18 protein-coding genes are annotated in these 17,421 nt (G+C 38.3%); 1 reads left to right on the top strand and 17 read right to left on the bottom strand.

Annotated elements, in window-relative coordinates; all coding sequences use genetic code 11:
* Window positions 1-13: 13 nt before the first annotated feature.
* Window positions 14-580, bottom strand: a complete 567-nt coding sequence (locus PHEP_RS05360) for an RNA polymerase sigma factor (protein WP_012781233.1) — start codon at window positions 578-580, stop codon at window positions 14-16.
* Window positions 581-998: 418 nt separating this feature from the next.
* Between PHEP_RS05360 and PHEP_RS05355 the strand changes: the two genes are divergently transcribed.
* Window positions 999-1,862 (top strand): Rpn family recombination-promoting nuclease/putative transposase, encoded by an 864-nt coding sequence (locus tag PHEP_RS05355; protein WP_012781232.1) that lies wholly within the window; start codon window positions 999-1,001, stop codon window positions 1,860-1,862.
* 240 nt (window positions 1,863-2,102) lie between these two features.
* On the opposite strand, the gene PHEP_RS05350 is transcribed toward PHEP_RS05355, so the two are convergent.
* The 16 genes from PHEP_RS05350 to PHEP_RS21435 form a co-directional block, all read right to left on the bottom strand.
* The gene (locus PHEP_RS05350) at window positions 2,103-2,660 is read right to left on the bottom strand and encodes an AAA family ATPase (RefSeq protein ID WP_202901285.1); all 558 of its coding nucleotides are present in this window, start codon (window positions 2,658-2,660) and stop codon (window positions 2,103-2,105) included.
* Between the two features lie 474 nt (window positions 2,661-3,134).
* A complete protein-coding gene (locus PHEP_RS21505) occupies window positions 3,135-3,893 on the bottom strand; it encodes a hypothetical protein (RefSeq protein ID WP_012781231.1) in 759 nt (252 codons plus the stop codon).
* Window positions 3,894-3,914: 21 nt separating this feature from the next.
* Window positions 3,915-4,883, bottom strand: coding sequence for a hypothetical protein (locus PHEP_RS21500; protein WP_012781230.1), 969 nt, complete (start codon window positions 4,881-4,883; stop codon window positions 3,915-3,917).
* Window positions 4,880-5,743 (bottom strand): leucine-rich repeat flightless-interacting protein, encoded by an 864-nt coding sequence (locus PHEP_RS21495; RefSeq protein ID WP_012781229.1) that lies wholly within the window; start codon window positions 5,741-5,743, stop codon window positions 4,880-4,882. The genes PHEP_RS21500 and PHEP_RS21495 overlap by 4 nt, the downstream gene beginning before the upstream one ends.
* A gap of 2 nt (window positions 5,744-5,745) precedes the next feature.
* Window positions 5,746-6,777 (bottom strand): hypothetical protein, encoded by a 1,032-nt coding sequence (locus tag PHEP_RS21490; RefSeq protein WP_012781228.1) that lies wholly within the window; start codon window positions 6,775-6,777, stop codon window positions 5,746-5,748.
* Between the two features lie 76 nt (window positions 6,778-6,853).
* Window positions 6,854-8,053, bottom strand: a complete 1,200-nt coding sequence (locus PHEP_RS21485; RefSeq protein WP_012781227.1) for a hypothetical protein — start codon at window positions 8,051-8,053, stop codon at window positions 6,854-6,856.
* Window positions 8,054-8,059: 6 nt separating this feature from the next.
* On the bottom strand, window positions 8,060-9,010 hold the full coding sequence (locus tag PHEP_RS21480; RefSeq protein WP_012781226.1) for a hypothetical protein: 951 nt from the start codon (window positions 9,008-9,010) through the stop codon (window positions 8,060-8,062).
* Window positions 9,011-9,028: 18 nt separating this feature from the next.
* Window positions 9,029-10,018, bottom strand: a complete 990-nt coding sequence (locus tag PHEP_RS21475) for a hypothetical protein (protein WP_012781225.1) — start codon at window positions 10,016-10,018, stop codon at window positions 9,029-9,031.
* Entirely contained in the window at window positions 10,002-10,907 is a 906-nt protein-coding gene (locus tag PHEP_RS21470) for a hypothetical protein (protein ID WP_012781224.1), read from the bottom strand. The genes PHEP_RS21475 and PHEP_RS21470 overlap by 17 nt, the downstream gene beginning before the upstream one ends.
* 185 nt (window positions 10,908-11,092) lie before the next feature.
* Window positions 11,093-11,923 carry a hypothetical protein gene (locus PHEP_RS22145; RefSeq protein WP_187290734.1) on the bottom strand — a complete coding sequence of 277 codons (831 nt, stop codon included), beginning with the start codon at window positions 11,921-11,923 and terminating at the stop codon, window positions 11,093-11,095.
* 14 nt (window positions 11,924-11,937) lie between these two features.
* Window positions 11,938-12,642 (bottom strand): hypothetical protein, encoded by a 705-nt coding sequence (locus tag PHEP_RS21460; protein ID WP_012781222.1) that lies wholly within the window; start codon window positions 12,640-12,642, stop codon window positions 11,938-11,940.
* Window position 12,643: 1 nt separating this feature from the next.
* A complete protein-coding gene (locus PHEP_RS21455; RefSeq protein WP_012781221.1) occupies window positions 12,644-13,585 on the bottom strand; it encodes a hypothetical protein in 942 nt (313 codons plus the stop codon).
* Between the two features lie 21 nt (window positions 13,586-13,606).
* Window positions 13,607-14,590 carry a hypothetical protein gene (locus PHEP_RS21450; RefSeq protein ID WP_012781220.1) on the bottom strand — a complete coding sequence of 328 codons (984 nt, stop codon included), beginning with the start codon at window positions 14,588-14,590 and terminating at the stop codon, window positions 13,607-13,609.
* Window positions 14,591-14,595: 5 nt separating this feature from the next.
* Window positions 14,596-15,549, bottom strand: a complete 954-nt coding sequence (locus tag PHEP_RS21445; RefSeq protein WP_012781219.1) for a hypothetical protein — start codon at window positions 15,547-15,549, stop codon at window positions 14,596-14,598.
* A 1-nt stretch (window position 15,550) separates the two neighbouring features.
* Complete coding sequence (locus PHEP_RS21440; RefSeq protein ID WP_012781218.1) at window positions 15,551-16,483, bottom strand: hypothetical protein; 933 nt, start codon at window positions 16,481-16,483, stop codon at window positions 15,551-15,553.
* Entirely contained in the window at window positions 16,480-17,379 is a 900-nt protein-coding gene (locus PHEP_RS21435) for a hypothetical protein (RefSeq protein WP_012781217.1), read from the bottom strand. The genes PHEP_RS21440 and PHEP_RS21435 overlap by 4 nt, the downstream gene beginning before the upstream one ends.
* Window positions 17,380-17,421 lie beyond the last annotated feature (42 nt).

Below are 17,421 nucleotides of genomic sequence, written 5' to 3'. Positions count from 1 at the left end.
AGTCTCAATAATACTACTGCTGGCTTATCATCAAAGCAATACTCAACAACGAAGCCCTCAACAACGTTACTGCCCTGGTAAGTTGATTTTGTACCGTTCCTCTCGAAAGCTTTAGTATTTTTGCAATCTCCTGGGTCGAAAGATCGTCATGATAATGCATCCTGAAAATCCGCTGCTGTGCAGGCGGCATTGCATTAACCAATATATCGTAGGTTTTAAAAAATTCTTTCGCAAGCAAATCCGCATCTGCATCCGGGTAAAATGCCCGGGCCTCTATAATCAAATCCGTAACAGGAATAAAACGGTCTTGTTTTTTCAATGCCCTGAACACATTGTTCCGTACCGAAGTAAAAAGATAGGCCGGTAGGTTTTCAATAAGATTGTTTTCCCGGTGTTGCCATAAATAGATAAATACTTCCTGTGTAATATCCTTGGCCAGTTCCGGGTCATGTAATTTTTTGAAACTCTGGTTATACACCTTGCTCCAGTGCTTTGTGTAAATTTCATCAAATGCAAACTTGTCTCCACCACGCAATTTAGCGAGTAGCTCCTGATCTGTATAAGTACTATAAGCACTCATTTCCTTGTTATGTTTAAATCCCAATATTAAGTTAACTAAAATTTCGAATAAATCAAAACCCAATCCTCAGGTAAACTTATACAAACCAGCGCTAAAAACCACATATCCTGAAGTGACTATCAGCCCATTTGGTACAAAACATGCCTTGGCATACTGCCAAACCAAATTTAAAAGAAAATAAAATTTCCAGCATTTTTAAATTTCCCCCTTAAGCCATACCGCAACAAAAGATTCGCATAGTCGGGTATATATTATTTTCCTACCAAACAACATTCTGTAAGCCTCTACCAGCATAAGCTCTAAACATATTTTATTAGGCAATACTTATAAAAAACCGCGATTTTAGCTGAATTTCGGCCAACCTAGGTTTTCCAATTTTTACCAGAGTAGCTTTGCTGTGTAACTAAACCAGTAATAAATGCCAAACCAAACTATACAAACCACCACTTATATCGATCCATTTTTAGATGTCGCTTTTAAACGGTTATTTGCCACAGATGAAAGTAAGCCAATACTCATCGGTTTTTTAAATGAGTTGTATAAAGGTAAAAAGTACATTACAGAAATCCAGTTCGGAAAAAACGAATATCATGGCGAAATAAAAGAAGAGGGAGGTGTGGTATTCGACATAGTTTGTACCGATGCCGACGGAAGCAGGTTTATTATCGAGGTTCAAACCGGTTACCAGAAATATTTTAAAGAACGTGCTTTGTACTATACTTCAAGGGCCATCAGCGAACAATCACCAAAAGGAAAAATAAAAGGATGGGCTTATAACATCTCAGAAGTTTACCTGCTGGCCTTCCTGGAAAACTTTAACCTCCCCGACACCCCCAGATATGAATACCTGCAGGATATATGCCTGGCCAACAGGCATACAGGAAAAATATTTTACGATAAACTCAGCTTTATATTTATAGAGATGCTTAACTTTGTGAAGAAGCCGCATGAATTGCATACAGAACTGGATAAATGGTTATATGCATTAAAACATTTAACAGAATTTAAACAGCGTCCTGCATATTTATCCGGCCCGGAATTTGATCAGTTTTTTGCATTAGCTAAATACGCCAACCTGACTAAGGAGGAAAGAGATATGTACAATACAAGTTTAAAGCAGAAATGGGACAGTAAAAATGTGTTGGATTATGCTGTAGAAGAAGCAAAACACAAAAAAGCTGTTGAAATTGCCCGTCAAATGTTATCTGACAACTTGCCTATTGATCAGATTATAAAATATACCAAACTTTCAAAAGAAGAAATCCAGGCCCTTCAAAAATAAAACCCAGAACATCCATTCGGGGGTTTTGGGATTTTCCAAATTATAAAATACGATGGGGTTGCTGTTTGTATTAATCATCTCTTAATAAACTTTTCACCATCGATTTATAATTATTCAGGAAGGCCTTTGTAACCATAAATTGTTCTGTTTCTTCATAGCTAACTTGTTTTACGCCACTTTCATCAAATTGATAAATCTTCGAATTTGGATATGCCAGCAGTATTGGAGAGTGTGTGGCAATTATGAACTGTGATTTTTTTTTACTAATGTATCAATAAGATTCAAAGCAGTCAGTTGCCGTGTTGGAGAAAGCGCAGCCTCCGGTTCATCAAAGAGATAAAGACCATTACCCCCTAGTCTATTTGCCATTATTGCTAAGAAAGATTCTCCGTGCGAACATTCATGTAGAGAATTGACTCCGTAGTTTTGAGCTACGCGTCCCACTTCATCAAGATAAGTCGCCACATTATACAAACTTTCTGCACGTAGAAAAAAATAATCCGAGGGTTTACGAACCCCCTTTACCCCTCTCAAATGATTTGATAGCGACAAACCTGCCCTTTCTGTCACTCTGCTTTGATTTGAGCCACCTTCCCTGGACAGACCTAGCCACTGTGCCAGGGATTCGATAAATGTAGATTTTCCCGATCCATTCTCGCCAACGATAAAAGTAACATCTGCATGAAATTTAATTACAGGCATCATTTTTATCGCAGGAATGTTAAATGGATAATTGGCAAAAGATTCAATACTTTCCTCTATTAGTCCAATCTCTTGCAAGTAAGGCTTGAAATCCATATTTAAGTGCTGAATTAGTTACATTGTATGTGCTGTAAGCACCCATTTCCCTTTGTATTTATTCCCTGTTAAATTTACCGAGTATTTTATGTAAGTCTATACATTTTTAACCAAAAAAACCAAAGGATATATAATGACATTCGGCCACCTACCTGAAAAAACCGGATTTAGCAGGCTTCAAAGCGGGTTTTTAAAAGAAAATAAATTTCCAGCGTTTTTAAATTTTACCCCTAAGCATTAAAGATCATCCATCGGAAGGAGGCACAGATCTGCTTCAGCTCAATGGGGGTTGCCTGAGGGTTTAGTTAGGGTTTGTTGGGCTAAATGGTACCCAAACTCCAGCAAACCTCAACCAAATCTGCTCTAAAGGCTCTTTCAGCCCAATAATCTTTAGCCTTAACGATGTTGATAAGAGCCCTGATAATCTGATCTGGCAATTCGATTTTTCTGACGAACACGCAGCCAAAGTAGCTATTACTTTTGTGAATTGGAATGGTTCAACTTGCTCAATATAAAATTGATTTTATCCTCTTGCTGCTGGTCTCTCTGTTTTAGATTAGTGATCTCTTTTTCCTTTTCAATCAAATGTAGTGTCAGTTCTTCAATCTTCTGCAATAGCTTCGCATTCATTTCCCCTAAATCGATTCCATTGGCTTTTACTTCCGCAGCAGAAGGAATTCCAGGCAAGTGTCCCTTTTCTTTGATATGATTTTCGGTTTGCTGGAGGGTTGGGAGTTGGTAATCTTTGGTGAAAACATAATCCGGCCAGTTCGCATTTTCAACTTTGATTTCACGTGCACGAATGTTTCCATTGACAGAGAGTTTAGAATCTGGGATTAAAACGCCAATCCCCACATTACCTGCATGATGAATTGTTATGGCATTTTGAACTCCATAATTGAGATCTAAATAAGCGCTAGCCGCGTCATCTCTCGCATTGAACTTCCAAGGTCCTCCAGTATGTCCAAATGGTTGCATTGATAGTCTCGACACTGTCCCATTTGTCCCAGAACTAGCCAAACCATAACCAATTTGTAGGTCTGCGTTATCTGGATAATGATAGGTTCCAATTCCCCTTACAAAGATTTTACCATTTACATCGAGGCTATATTGAGGAGTTAATGTACCAATTCCAACATTACCAATTGCTGGCAATACATTAGTTTGGGATAAAGCTACCTGACTGACCCCAAGAGCAAAAATCATTGATAAAAGCGTATTTTTCATTTTCATATAAAATTGTATTCATAACTATTACTTACGTACTAGATCCTTTTTAGAAATAGTCGCCTTATCTCCCACCCTTTCATTTAGATCCTTAATTTGTTTCTGTTGTTCAATCAAATGCAAAGTCAGTTCTTCAATCTTCTGCAACAGCTTCGCATTCATTTCCCCTAAATCAATTCCATTGGCCTTTACTTCAGCAGCAGAAGGAATTCCAGGCAAGTGCCCCTTTTCTTTGATATGATTTTCGGTTTGCTGGAGGGTTGGAAGCTGGTAATCTTTTGTGAAAACATAGTCTGGCCAATTGGTGTTTTCTACTTTGATTTCCTGTGCGCGGATTTTGCCGTTAACGGCAAGTTTGTAGCCTTTGGGATCGTTTGTTCCAATTCCGACATCTCCAGAACCGAGTATTCTCATTCTCTCAGCCCCGCCTGCTCCTAAAACTATATTCATATTCATATCAGGCACAGTCGAATATCCAGTAAGATCAATATATGATTGAACACTGTGTGTAGTTCCGGCACCAGCGCTCAACCTTAGAAACCCATCATCTGCCATAAAATGAGTAAGACTATATGCTCTGATTTCCCCTGATATTTTACTCGAACTAACTGGTGGACGAGTGGATATATTGGTAAGTGAAGACTGAATTGCAATACCACCAGAAATATCTAGCCTTGCAGTCGGATCGGCTATTCCAATCCCAACGTTTCCCCCAAAATGTGAGCTCATTGAATGTCCATCAACTTCAAATACAGAAGCTCCATCAGATCTTTTAAGTGCCAAAGAAATTGAACTATTGGAATTATTATAGATATCAAAATAACCACTTCCAGCTCCGTATGCAGTTATCCTGCTTCCGAATTGATAAACAGGGTTTAAAGATATTCTATTGCTTGTCGTATTTCCTCTATCTGTTACTGTTTGGAGTGTTTCCTGAGCTTCGCTATTTAAGCTGGACAGTAGAAATAGTGTCAGTATGGTAAATGTTCTTTTCATCGTTTAGACTTTAAATTGGATACTTCATTTTTTAAGCTTTGAACTTCTTCCTGAAGTTCTTTTTGGCCCTTATTCTGTTCAATCAAATGCAAAGTCAGTTCTTCAATCTTCTGTAATAGCTTCGCATTCATTTCCCCTAAATCAATACCATTAGCTTTCACTTCAGCAGCTGACGGGATGCCGGGCAAATGGCCTTTTTCTTTGATATGTTGCTCTGTTTGTCGGAGAGTTGGGAGTTGGTAATCTTTGGTGAAAACATAATCCGGCCAGTTAGTATTTTCTACTTTGATTTCCTGCGTTCTGATTTTGCCGTTAACGGCTAGTTTGTAGCCTTTGGGATCGTTTGTTCCAATCCCCATATCGCCTGCTCCGTTAGTCATTGTGATTGGAGATATAACCAAAGAAGAAGTAATATCTGTCGCAGTTGGCGCCGTTGTCTGACTTGTAATTGTTATAAACTGTGAACTTACAGCACTCCCATAAGTAAAAGAAGTTACCGCAAAGGAGGTATAACTATCTGCGCGGGGCTCAAGGTAAAAGTCAATGCTTGTGCTATTTTGATAAGCTTTCAAGCTTAATCTATCACCGAAAGAGCTTCCTATACTTACTTGTTTAATGTCAAGACCTTCTCTGTTTGATATATAGAAATTGGTCTCTCCGTTAGAATCTGAAAACCAGGAACCCCCAATTATTTTAATAGCTATTTTTTGAGAATTCCCAGTGTCATCGGTGCTTTTTAATAAACTTCCTACATACACATAGGTTGTACCCGGACCAGTAACTATTGCCGTTGGTATCTGGGCTTGGGCAGAAAAAATCCAAATTGTAAATAGTGCGAATGATAAAAATGATCTTTTCATAATTACTTTAACTTAGTTGCTAAACTTGTTTTTAAAATGTCCATTTCCTTCTGCTGAGCCTTAATCATCTTATTTTGTGCTATCAAATGCAAAGTCAGTTCTTCAATCTTCTGCAGTAGCTTCGCATTCATTTCGCCTAAATCAATACCATTAGCTTTCACTTCTTCGGCAGAAGGAATGCCGGGCAAATGCCCTTTTTCTTTGATGTGTTGCTCTGTTTGTTGGAGGGTTGGAAGTGGGTAATCTTTTGTAAAAACATAATCCGGCCATGAGCCCTGAAGTTGAACCTTAACCGATTCTGCAATCATATTTCCTGCAACTGCAAGTTTGTATCCTTTAGTATCCTTTGTGCCTATGCCTACATTGGAACTGGCTGCTCCCAGGTTCAGGAAACTAAAACCATTTTCCGGATCTATTAAAAGTTGTGCATAATTTGATCCAGAACCATTTTTTGATGTTTGAAACCTAATCCTACTTTTATCTGCATCAGTTCCTACCTGTTCGAAATATGCCCCACTTACATCCTGTCCGGTATGGAGATAATTGGTGTTTTCACCACCCCATCTAATAGCACCTATTACATGCAGATTGGCTAGAGGGTTTGTTGTTCCTATCCCTATATTTCCTAATGGATTAACCGCCAACGCAGAAATATCTGTCCCATCTAGTTTGACAATGTTCAACCGAAGCTCCTGATCTAATAATCTCATATATGACCCCCCTTTAGCTTCACTAATTCTAATCACTCCTGGCCCGGAAATGTGATTGTATACATTATTTCCTATTCCAGCTCCTGTATATGTCCAGCCGGGTTCACTTGCCCATAAGGTAAGATCTGCTACCCTTGCCGGATTTGGATCGGGATAATGTAAATTCATACTTGTATTCGCATGACCAGCTACAAGATGAAATTTAAACTGAGGAACGGCTGTTCCAACCCCGACATTTCCGTCCACTGGGAAAGCATTGGTAACCTGCCCAAATGAAGCATATACTAGGGTAGATAGCATTGTGGTAAATAAATACTTTTTCATATTACCTAATTCTTATTGTTTAGTGTTCTTATTTATCATTGTTACTATTCAGACGTTCTCCTCTTGTTTCATCATATCATTTGAGGTTAATTTCCCGCAACTGTTGTTTAAGCTGATCAATTTGCTTTTGTTGCAGTTCAGAATCTTTTTTACTGGCAATGCTCAGCATTTCCTGAAGAGCTAATTTTTCATTCTGAGTTTGAATTCTTTTGTTCTGTTCAATCATATACAAAGTCAGTTCTTCAATCTTCTGTAATAGCTTCGCATTCATTTCCCCTAAATCAATCCCATTGGCTTTTACTTCCACAGCTGACGGGATGCCTGGTAAATGGCCTTTTTCTTTGATGTGGTTTTCTGTTGCCTGAAGGGTTGGGAGCTGGTATTCTTTCGTGAATACATAATCCGGCCAGTTGGCATTTTCAACTTTGATCTCTTTAGCTCGGATATTGCCATTGACAGAGAGTTTTTCTCCGGGAGTTACCGTTCCAATTCCTACATTGCCATTCTGATTCAGTGTCATTAAACTAGTACCAGAAGCATTTCCAATATTATAAGTATCTGTAAATACATCTAAATAGCTATACATCCTTTTATTACCAGATGAATTTAAAAGCGCATAACCAGGTTGTGAGCCAGTACCTGTACTAGTAACGGCCTGTACAGCTACCCCCTCTCCATTTGTCCATGCATCCATTAATACGGTTAATTTATGTGCTGGAGCAATCGTTCCAATCCCTACGGATCCATTAGCAAGCACAGATAACTTTGCTTCGTTATTTGCATAAATCTGAAAATTATGATTAGAAGTAGTACCAATCCACGAAAATCCATTACTTTCAGTTCCAATTCCCACATGTTCATCACCAAGTGCACTGCTAAAATTTGCGACTTTGCCATAACCTTCTCCGTGAACAACAGACAATCTCGCAGTTGGATTGGTTAAACCAATGCCAACATTACCGTTCCTGCTGATCTGCATTCTTACAGTTGGCGCTCCCATAAATGGATCTCCATCATCATTTGTTAAAAATTGTAAGGTAGTGCCCATAGAACTATTTCGGTAAGCTTGAATCTGCGCTTTACCTGCAGATTCAAAATCAAAGGATATATTTCTCGCACTCACTGGGCCTACAGGATTATTTTGTCCAATTATCCTAATCGAATTTGGGTTATTCGCATCTATAGATGTTGTAGTTATTGTATTGTAACTCATATCCTGAGCATATACGGAAGAAATAAAAAATAAGGTTAGCACACCTAACACTGAAATTTTCATATAGTATTACTTTAGCTTGTTCATAATCGAATTAATTTGCTCTTGTTGTTTATTCAACTCCAACTGTTGTTTGTTGAGCATACCCTTTTGAAGTTTCAGTTCTGAGTCTTTTTCTATTAAATGCAATGTCAGCTCCTCTATTTTCTGCAATAACTTCGCGTTCATGTCTCCTAAATCGATTCCATTGGCTTTCACTTCCGAGGCTGATGGGATGCCAGGCAAATGACCTTTTTCTTTAATGTGATTTTCGGTTTGCTGAAGGGTTGGAAGTTGGTAATATTTCGTGAATACATAGTCGGGCCAGTTGGCATTTTCTACTTTAACTTCTTTTGCTCTGATATTTCCCTTTACGGCCAATTTCTCTGCTGCAGAAATAGTTCCTATACCAACATTTCCATCTCTTCCAACTGATAGAATATTGCCATTAGGATTATTTCCCACACTAAATAGCTTATCCGTATTGTACTCTGTAACTACATAACCTGAAGGAATATCGCCAATTGTCCATTCTACAAGTTGCCAATCTCCCTCAGCAAGGGGATTAACTATATAGGCATCAAAATGTTGATCATTGTTGTTGTGAGGATCGACGTAAACTTCCAGAAATGCATCATTATAAGTTCCCCCATTTAATAGCCTTATTTTAGGGAATGTAGGTCTCATATAATAGCTATGATTAGTAAGTGTGAAAGATGAACCCGCAGAACTATTATAGTTTACTCCAATTTCGAACCTTAATGTAGAATGGTCGGCCCCTTCTCTCAATTCAAAAGTGGCATTTGCCCTGGCACCCCCCAAAACTTTTGCTATTCGATACCAGCCTGCAGGCCGGGTCGTAAAATCCCATGGAGAAATACGGCTTACATCAATCATCTGCTTCCCGTTAAAGACCGGTGTATTCTGCCCCCTCACAGTTAAACTGCCTAGCATAATTAAAACCCAAATTAAATTTTTCATAATACCTATGTTCAATTGTTATTTATTTAATTGTTCTATTTTCAACTCTAACTGTTTTAATCTATCCTCTTGATTTAGATTGATGTTTTTTTCATGATTTAACTGTTTCTCTTTTTCAGTTAAATGCAAAGTGAGTTCTTCAATCTTCTGCAACAGCTTTGCATTCATTTCCCCTAAATCAATTCCATTGGCCTTTACTTCTGCAGCGGACGGGATGCCTGGCAAATGGCCCTTTTCTTTGATGTGATTTTCTGTTTGTTGGAGGGTTGGGAGTTGGTAGTCTCTTGTAAATACATAATCAGGCCAGTTGGCATTTTCAACTTTGATTTCACGTGCACGAATGTTTCCATTTACTACAAGTTTGTCTGTAGGTGTTTCAATCCCAATCCCCACGTTTCCCTGAAAATAAGATTGTGCTGGTGAGTCACTATAAATTGCATAACTACCAGTTGCACTGGCAACATTATATATTCTTAACCCAAGGTTAGATGTAGCCCCGGTTGCAGCAGTAAAAAGACCTATATTGGTGTTGGCCCCAAAACCTATTGCTTTGCCAACAACGCCATAATTGGTTCCAGTTGTGCGACCAATTTCAACTTCTATACCAACGTCGGTTTCTGCTGAAGCGGTTACAAGTTTTAGCTTTCTGCTTCCTGGATCTGCTGTACCAATACCAATATTACCCTGATTAATTGTTAAATATGTATTTGCAGCATTTCCCCAGGATTGAACGTTATTATACGGATCTCTTTCCCACCAGGTTTTTGAGCTAACTCCTGGCACAAGAAATGAATTGTCTATGCTAATCCCGTTGTGTAACCTTGTACTGGTCCAATCATTCCCGTTCTGGCTGCGATACAACCACTGTTTATTCATGAATGAATTCTGACTAGCGCCTGCGATTGATGAAATTTCGACATTATTTCCCTGATCAGGTCCCAGAACCTGTGCATTTCCAACCACAGGGAATATAAGTATGAACCAGATTATTTTATTTATGATTTTCATTGTTTTGTTTTTTAAGCCCTTGAATTTCCAATTGCTGGTTGACTAACATTTTTTGTTGGTCATTTAGCCGTTTATTCTGTTCGAGTAAGTATAAAGTCAGCTCCTCTATTTTCTGCAACAGCTTCGCGTTCATTTCTCCCAAATCAATACCATTGGCTTTTACTTCTTCGGCTGAAGGAATGCCGGGCAAATGGCCTTTTTCTTTAATGTGTTGCTCGGTTTGTTGGAGGGTTGGAAGTTCATAATCTTTCATGAATACATAGTCTGGCCAGTTGGCATTTTCTACTTTGATTTCCTGGGTTCTAATTTTTCCGTTAACGGCTAGTTTATACCCGTTTGGATCTGTAGTACCAATGCCGACATTGCCACCATTTACAATAAAATTTGCACCTTCCAAGGTTAAACCCAAATTATTATAACTTGATCCATCATTATACCCCATGTATGCCACTCTAGTATTTCCCGGTTTCCACCAATTGATGTATCCCTGTGTTGTAGGCCCTCCTGGATTTATAGTTAAATAGCCATCTGTTGGCACACTACTCCTCAAACTAGTCACTCCGCTAATATTTACCATACCACTATTAGTAACCTCAAATAAAGGACTACTGCCCTTATCTACCCGAAAAGGGACACCATTACTGGATGAATTAATGTTTACGTATAACCCATGTGCATTTGTGACTCCGTTATTTACTATTGTAGTGACCCAATTATAATTAGTGGATCCAATCACTTCAAGGTTACCAGTAGGAGTTAACGTCCCTATCCCAACATTTCCGCTCGTAGGAAAAGTATTCGTTTGTGCAAATGAGCTGTAAACTATAGTTGTCAGCATCCCCATTAACAGATATCTTCTCATATTGTCAGTATTTAATTTTCTTAACATCAACCATTGGTTTTACGCCCTATTTAACTTCCGGTCATATTTAATGGCTGAACCAGACAATATTAAAAAAGAAGAGTGCAGCCACACTGCACTCTTCTTTTTTATTGAAAATATTATTGCTTTTCTGTGGTTACTGTTATGAAATCCATTTAGATTCACAGTATAGAATAGTTAAAATCTACTAGCTAAAGCTTGTTTCTATTTGATCTAAGCTCTGTTATTTCTTTCTTCATTTCAATCAAATGCAATGTCAGCTCCTCTATTTTCTGCAGCAGCTTCGCATTCATTTCACCCAAATCAATACCATTGGCTTTTACTTCCGCAGCTGATGGGATGCCGGGTAAATGCCCTTTTTCTTTGATGTGGTTTTCGGTTTGCTGGAGGGTAGGTAGCTGGTAATCTTTCGTGAATACATAGTCGGGCCAGTTGGCAGTTTCAACCTTCACTTCTTTGGCCCGAATGTTTCCATTAACAGCTAGTTTATAACCTTTAGTATCTACAGTTCCAATTCCAATATCACCAGAAGTTACTCTTAATCCCGCACCTTGCACATCTACATAACTTTTACCATAACCCTGCCCTGGATCTAGTATAATCCCAGTTTCCCAACCTAATCTTAATTGCTGGTAATTGGGAGAAGTCCATGCCCCTTCTGTTCTGTGAATACCATATACAGTACGTGTGGGACTATACCATGTGATTCCCTCTGCTTCTGTGGTACCATCAACGTTAGGAAAGCTCAATCTCGATCCTGGGTTAGGATTACCAAGACCCACATTGCCATTGTCTTGAATTATCATTTTTTTATAGCCAGAAGCATTTCCAAAAGCAATGGGGTTATTGCCAATATTTCCAAAATATGTACAATCAATGGTACTTTGTATAAAAGCTATTGGTGAGTTTGCATCATCTCTTATTTGGGCATATCCATAAGGCGTAGGAAATGAGTTAGTTTGTGTACTCCCTTTTAATCCTATTAATACCAATAGGGCCAAAATGATATATTTCTTAAACATTTTCATATTTATTGTTATTTAATTTTTAATTCCAGCTCTTTAACTCTATCATTTAAATGATTCAATTGTTTAATCTCCTTATCTTTTTCAATCAGATATAAAGTCAGCTCCTCTATTTTCTGCAACAGCTTCGCATTCATGTCTCCTAAATCGATTCCGTTAGCTTTTACTTCCGCAGCTGACGGGATACCGGGCAAATGGCCCTTTTCTTTAATATGCTTTTCTGTTTGCTGAAGGGTTGGAAGTTGATAGTCTTTTGTAAAGACGTAGTCTGGCCAGTTTGTATTTTCTACTTTGATTTCATGGGCACGTATTTTCCCATTAACGGATAGTTTTTCAGCAGGATTTTCGATTCCAACCCCCATATTTCCGTTGGTCAAAACTGTTAGACATTCAGTATTAAAATGCCTTATACTAAATCTGTAAAATTGATCCTCAGGATGTTTAAGTAATGACCATTGTCCTAGTCCGCTACCATAACTACCAGGAATAGCTCCCAAAGCAAGACAGGAATATCCCCCAGCAGAACTAGGGAGTCTTAAATTTTCATTATAATTCGTTCCTGCACTATTACCAATGATAGCTGTTCCCTTTACCTGCAACTCTGAAATTGGAGTGGTTGTCCCTATACCAACATTTCCGCTGGAGGGTAAAGTGTTTTGTGCCGTAGCACAATAAGATGCAATAAAAAAAATCGCAATAAAAAATAATCTTTTCATTTTATTTGAGATTGTTTCTTCCAATAATTTCTTCCAGATTCATTATTTTCCTATTCTGCTCTATTGCATGCAGCGTCAACTCTTCAATCTTCTGCAACAGCTTCGCATTCATTTCCCCCAAATCAATTCCATTGGCTTTTACTTCTTCAGCGGACGGGATGCCGGGCAAATGGCCTTTTTCTTTGATGTGGTTTTCTGTTTGTTGAAGGGTAGGTAGTTGGTAATCTTTGGTAAAGACATAATCCGGCCATGGGGAAGCCTCTACTTTAATCTCCTGAGCTCGTATTTTGCCATTAACTGCTAGTTTATAACCTTTAGGGTCGGTAGTGCCTATGCCTACATCACCATTTTCTATATAGTGCGGTCCATTTCCGCTAAGCATTAAGTTTCCGGAAGAGTATATGTTATTGTATAAGACGGTTGAAACAACAAAGTCGGGAATGATTACACCTGATGGGTTTGTATTGGTTTGTATTTGGTTTCGATCGGTTACTTCGTCAACTTTTTCCTGCATGTATGTTATCCTTACCTTATATCCGGCATAAGATTGCAGATCTAAATAAACAGGTAGTACCTTATTTATCACACCACTGGTTGAGGTGCTTAAATCACTTGTCGTACCCAGACTAATCATCGCTGTATGCATAACCCCATGCGATTCAATTAATCTTAAAGCTGGACTTCCATAGCTAATTCCCAATGAATATTTTTCATAACCACTTGCATAGTATTGGTGAAATAATTCAATTATAATTGAGCCCCCATATTGCCAATGATATGGATTAAAGCCAACCGCCGCTATTTCATACCGCATAGCTTGTAGACTTGAGTTCAGCAATGTATTGGTTACTGTTGTTTTAAGCCCATTCTGATCCAGACTGGTTTGCGAAATCCCCTTTATTGATATGAAGAACAAGAGACAGATAATAGCCGTTTTTTTCATAAATTTTAAGTTTGTTAATATTTAGATTTTCTTTTCCAGATTTAAAATCCTTTCCTTCATACTTTCGTTTTCCTTTTGAACTCCGTCCATTTTCTTATTCTGCTCTATCAAATACAAGGTTAACTCTTCGATCTTCTGCAATAACTTCGCATTCATTTCCCCTAAATCAATACCATTGGCTTTTACTTCTTCAGCTGATGGAATTCCGGGTAAATAGCCCTTTTCTTTGATGTGGTTTTCTGTTTGTTGGAGGGTTGGGAGCTGGTAATCTTTGGTGAAGACATAATCTGGCCAGTTGGTATTTTCTACTTTGATTTCCTTGGCACGTATATTTCCATTAACGGCAAGTTTATATCCTTTAGGATCCGTTGTGCCGATACCTATATCACCACCATTTGGATTAAGCAATATTGGAGTGTAAGTGCCAGAATAAGCTTGAGACTGCATTTCAGCGTAATTAGAAGAAGTATTGTATGCTATTGAAAGTCTTTTACCCGGATTCGTGGTTCCCGAAACTAATAACTGCGAGTTCTGTGGGGCTCCAGATGTATTTGCATCCGATTGAACGTGAAAGATGGATTCAGGACCTAGTGTTCCTATCCCTACTCGGCCATTAGTTGTTAAAAACATTCCTGTTTGATAATTCAACTCCTCGTAAGCCCCCTTCGTTGCAGCATACTGAAATTGAAGGCCTTGCCCCCCCGAATCTATATTTGCCAATAACCTTACGCCATACGAACTTCCAATTCCAGTATGATTTACAAATTCCAGAGTACTGTTTCCATTTCCCAATTGGCCAAGTCTAACCTTTTCAAAGTTATATACTCCCGGTATTAGAATCTGGGAATTATCGTTACCGTATCCATAATCACCAATCTGTATAGCTTTGGTTGGATTTAACAGCCCGACGCCTATGTTTCCGCTATTTGGAAGGGCATTTTGAGCCATTGCTATTTTAGACAAAACTAATATTATACATAAAAATGATATTTGCTTATTTTTCATATTTATTAATGTTTGCAACCACTCTGACCAATTTTTAACTTTTCTATTTCCTTTTGCTGATGTATCAAATGCAATGTCAGTTCCTCTATTTTTTGCAACAGCTTCGCATTCATTTCCCCTAAATCAATACCATTGGCTTTTACTTCCGCAGCAGAAGGGATACCGGGCAAATGACCTTTTTCTTTAATGTGGTTTTCAGTTTGCTGAAGGGTTGGAAGTTGGTAATCATTGGTGAAGACATAATCCGGCCAGTTTGTATTTTCTACTTTGATCTCTTGAGAACGAATTTTGCCTTTAACCGATAACTTATCTGTTGGTACAGTTGTTCCTATACCAACATTGCCATTATCTGAGTTGATATAAAATGAGGGGCCCATCCAGGTATTGGTTGACTTGCTCCAACCTCCAATAGCAAAGTCTCGTGATTGATAAGTTAAGGCAAAAACATCTGGATTTAGGCTCCATGCACCTGTAGTTGCCAGCCCGCGTCCTAAATAGCCTAATTCTACTACTCCTTCAGAAAAAGTAAGTAAGCTGGTTGTTGTGGTGCCATTAACATGAAGTTCAGATACTGGAGCTGTTGTTCCAATGCCAACTTTACCATTGTTGTTAATTCGCATGGCCAAAATACCATTGGGGCCTATGTCATAATTGGATCCATCATTGGTATTGTTTACATAAAAGTCTAACAAGCCTCCAGGTACCGTACGCCCGGCAACAATCCGATTGGTTCCATTATTTCCTAATTGCAAGGCGGCCCATCTTAATGAACCGTAGTGATCATTGGTGCCATTATAGTCAAATCTTATTTCCTGATTACTTTGGCCGATATGCAATTTGGCAGCTGGTGTAGTAATTCCGATGCCTACATTGCCATTATCTGGAAAAGTGTTTGTTATTTGCGCAAAAATGGTTGTAGAACTCAATAATAGACCAATTAATAAATAACCTCTTTTCATATTATTTAAGTTTTGATTTTAGATATTCGATTTCTTTAGTTTGTTTATCATTGCGTGCATCACTTTCCTTCTTTATCTCAATCAAATACAAAGTCAATTCTTCAATCTTCTGCAACAGCTTTGCATTCATTTCCCCTAAATCAATACCATTGGCTTTCACTTCTGCAGCTGATGGGACGCCGGGCAAATGACCTCTTTCTTTAATGTGTTGCTCTGTTTGTTGGAGGGTTGGGAGTTGGTAGTCTGTGGTAAAGACATAGTCTGGCCAGTTGGTATTTTCTACTTTGATTTCTTTAGCTCGTATGTTGCCATTAACTGCAAGCCTGTAGCCATAAGAATTTGGAGAACCGATGCTTAGATTACCATTCTTTAACCTCATCTGTTCTCCGTCATTAATCATAAATTTTATATCATTCCCGTTAGAAGATTTAATTATAAAAGGGGAATTCCCTGATGATTCATCTTCCCATCCTAAATAAGCCATTTCAGCACCTTCTGACCTTTTAAACATAATGTGATTTCCCAAATTATTTGCACTGCCATAAATTGATAGCCCAGACTTAACCTGTAATCCTTCATTAGTATTATCGACCGGAGGGGTATTTACCAATAATCTTCCAGTAGTCACTTTCCCATCAGAAGCTATAGATAAAGGCACAATTTCATCCGTTAAATTGCTAATATCAAAACTGCCAAAACCAGGCGCACCACCAGTGTGTCCAAATCTCCATCTTTTACCACCAGTGTTAGCTGTCTGATCAATAACAAAGTAAGCGGCGCTTCCTACAGTGCCAGTAATCTGGAAACCATTAGGATTATAAGAATTGATTGTATTGGTTGTAGAGGCGCCATTATCTGTTACTGTTTGTAGTGTTTGGGCATTGGCAAAACAACAGCTGCATATCAGACTTAATAAAATCCCTGCTCGTTTCATTTTTTATTTTTTAAATTATTTATCTCTATTTGTTGGTACTTACTCATTTCTTGAAGTTTTCCAATTAATTTAGCTTGGTCATTGTTAAACTTGTCTTGTTCAATTAAATGCAAGGTTAATTCTTCAATCTTCTGCAGCAGTTTCGCATTCATTTCCCCCAAATCAATTCCATTGGCTTTTACTTCTGCAGCGGACGGGATGCCAGGCAAATGACCTTTTTCTTTAATGTGATTTTCGGTTTGCTGAAGGGTTGGGAGGGTATAATCTTTGGTGAAGACATAATCTGGCCAGTTTGTATTTTCTACTTTGATTTCCTGGGCCCTGATTTTTCCTTTTACAGAGAGTTTTTCTGTAGGGGTTAAAGTTCCAATTCCGATATTATCTCCATTACTAATGAAGAAAGGGAATGTATAAGCATTGCGGTTAAAAATACCATATCCTTCCGGTTGCGGATACAATTCCCAGGTATTCCCAAGCCCGTTATATGGAACAAACTGAACATTGTTTGTTCCATCATAATTACCAAACAGTTTTACGTTACCAACAACGTGTAATTTGGCTTCAGGATTTCTTGTACCGATTCCAAAATTCCCTCCCATGGTTAAGAAATCACCATTGGTTTTCATACCAAAGTATTTATCTATCCAGCCCCCATCCACACCAAACATGTTATGAGCCCCAGCTTGCGTATACATAACGCTGGAATTGTCAAATGGAGAATTGGAATTTGTTAGAATTGTATTATTGATCCTGACTTCCCCATCGACATCCAATTTATAAGCTGGACTTGTTGTTCCAAGCCCTACATTACCTGACGCTGGAAATATATTTGTCGTTTGTCCTGATGCCCCCAATACTCCCATGGCCAGCACTACTGTAAAAAAATATTTTCTCATATCTATTATTCAATGATTACTCTAAATTTTCAATTCGTTCCA

The sequence above is a fragment of the Pedobacter heparinus DSM 2366 genome, from assembly GCF_000023825.1.
Taxonomy (GTDB): domain Bacteria; phylum Bacteroidota; class Bacteroidia; order Sphingobacteriales; family Sphingobacteriaceae; genus Pedobacter; species Pedobacter heparinus.
This window is presented reverse-complemented; position numbering and strand designations above follow the sequence as displayed.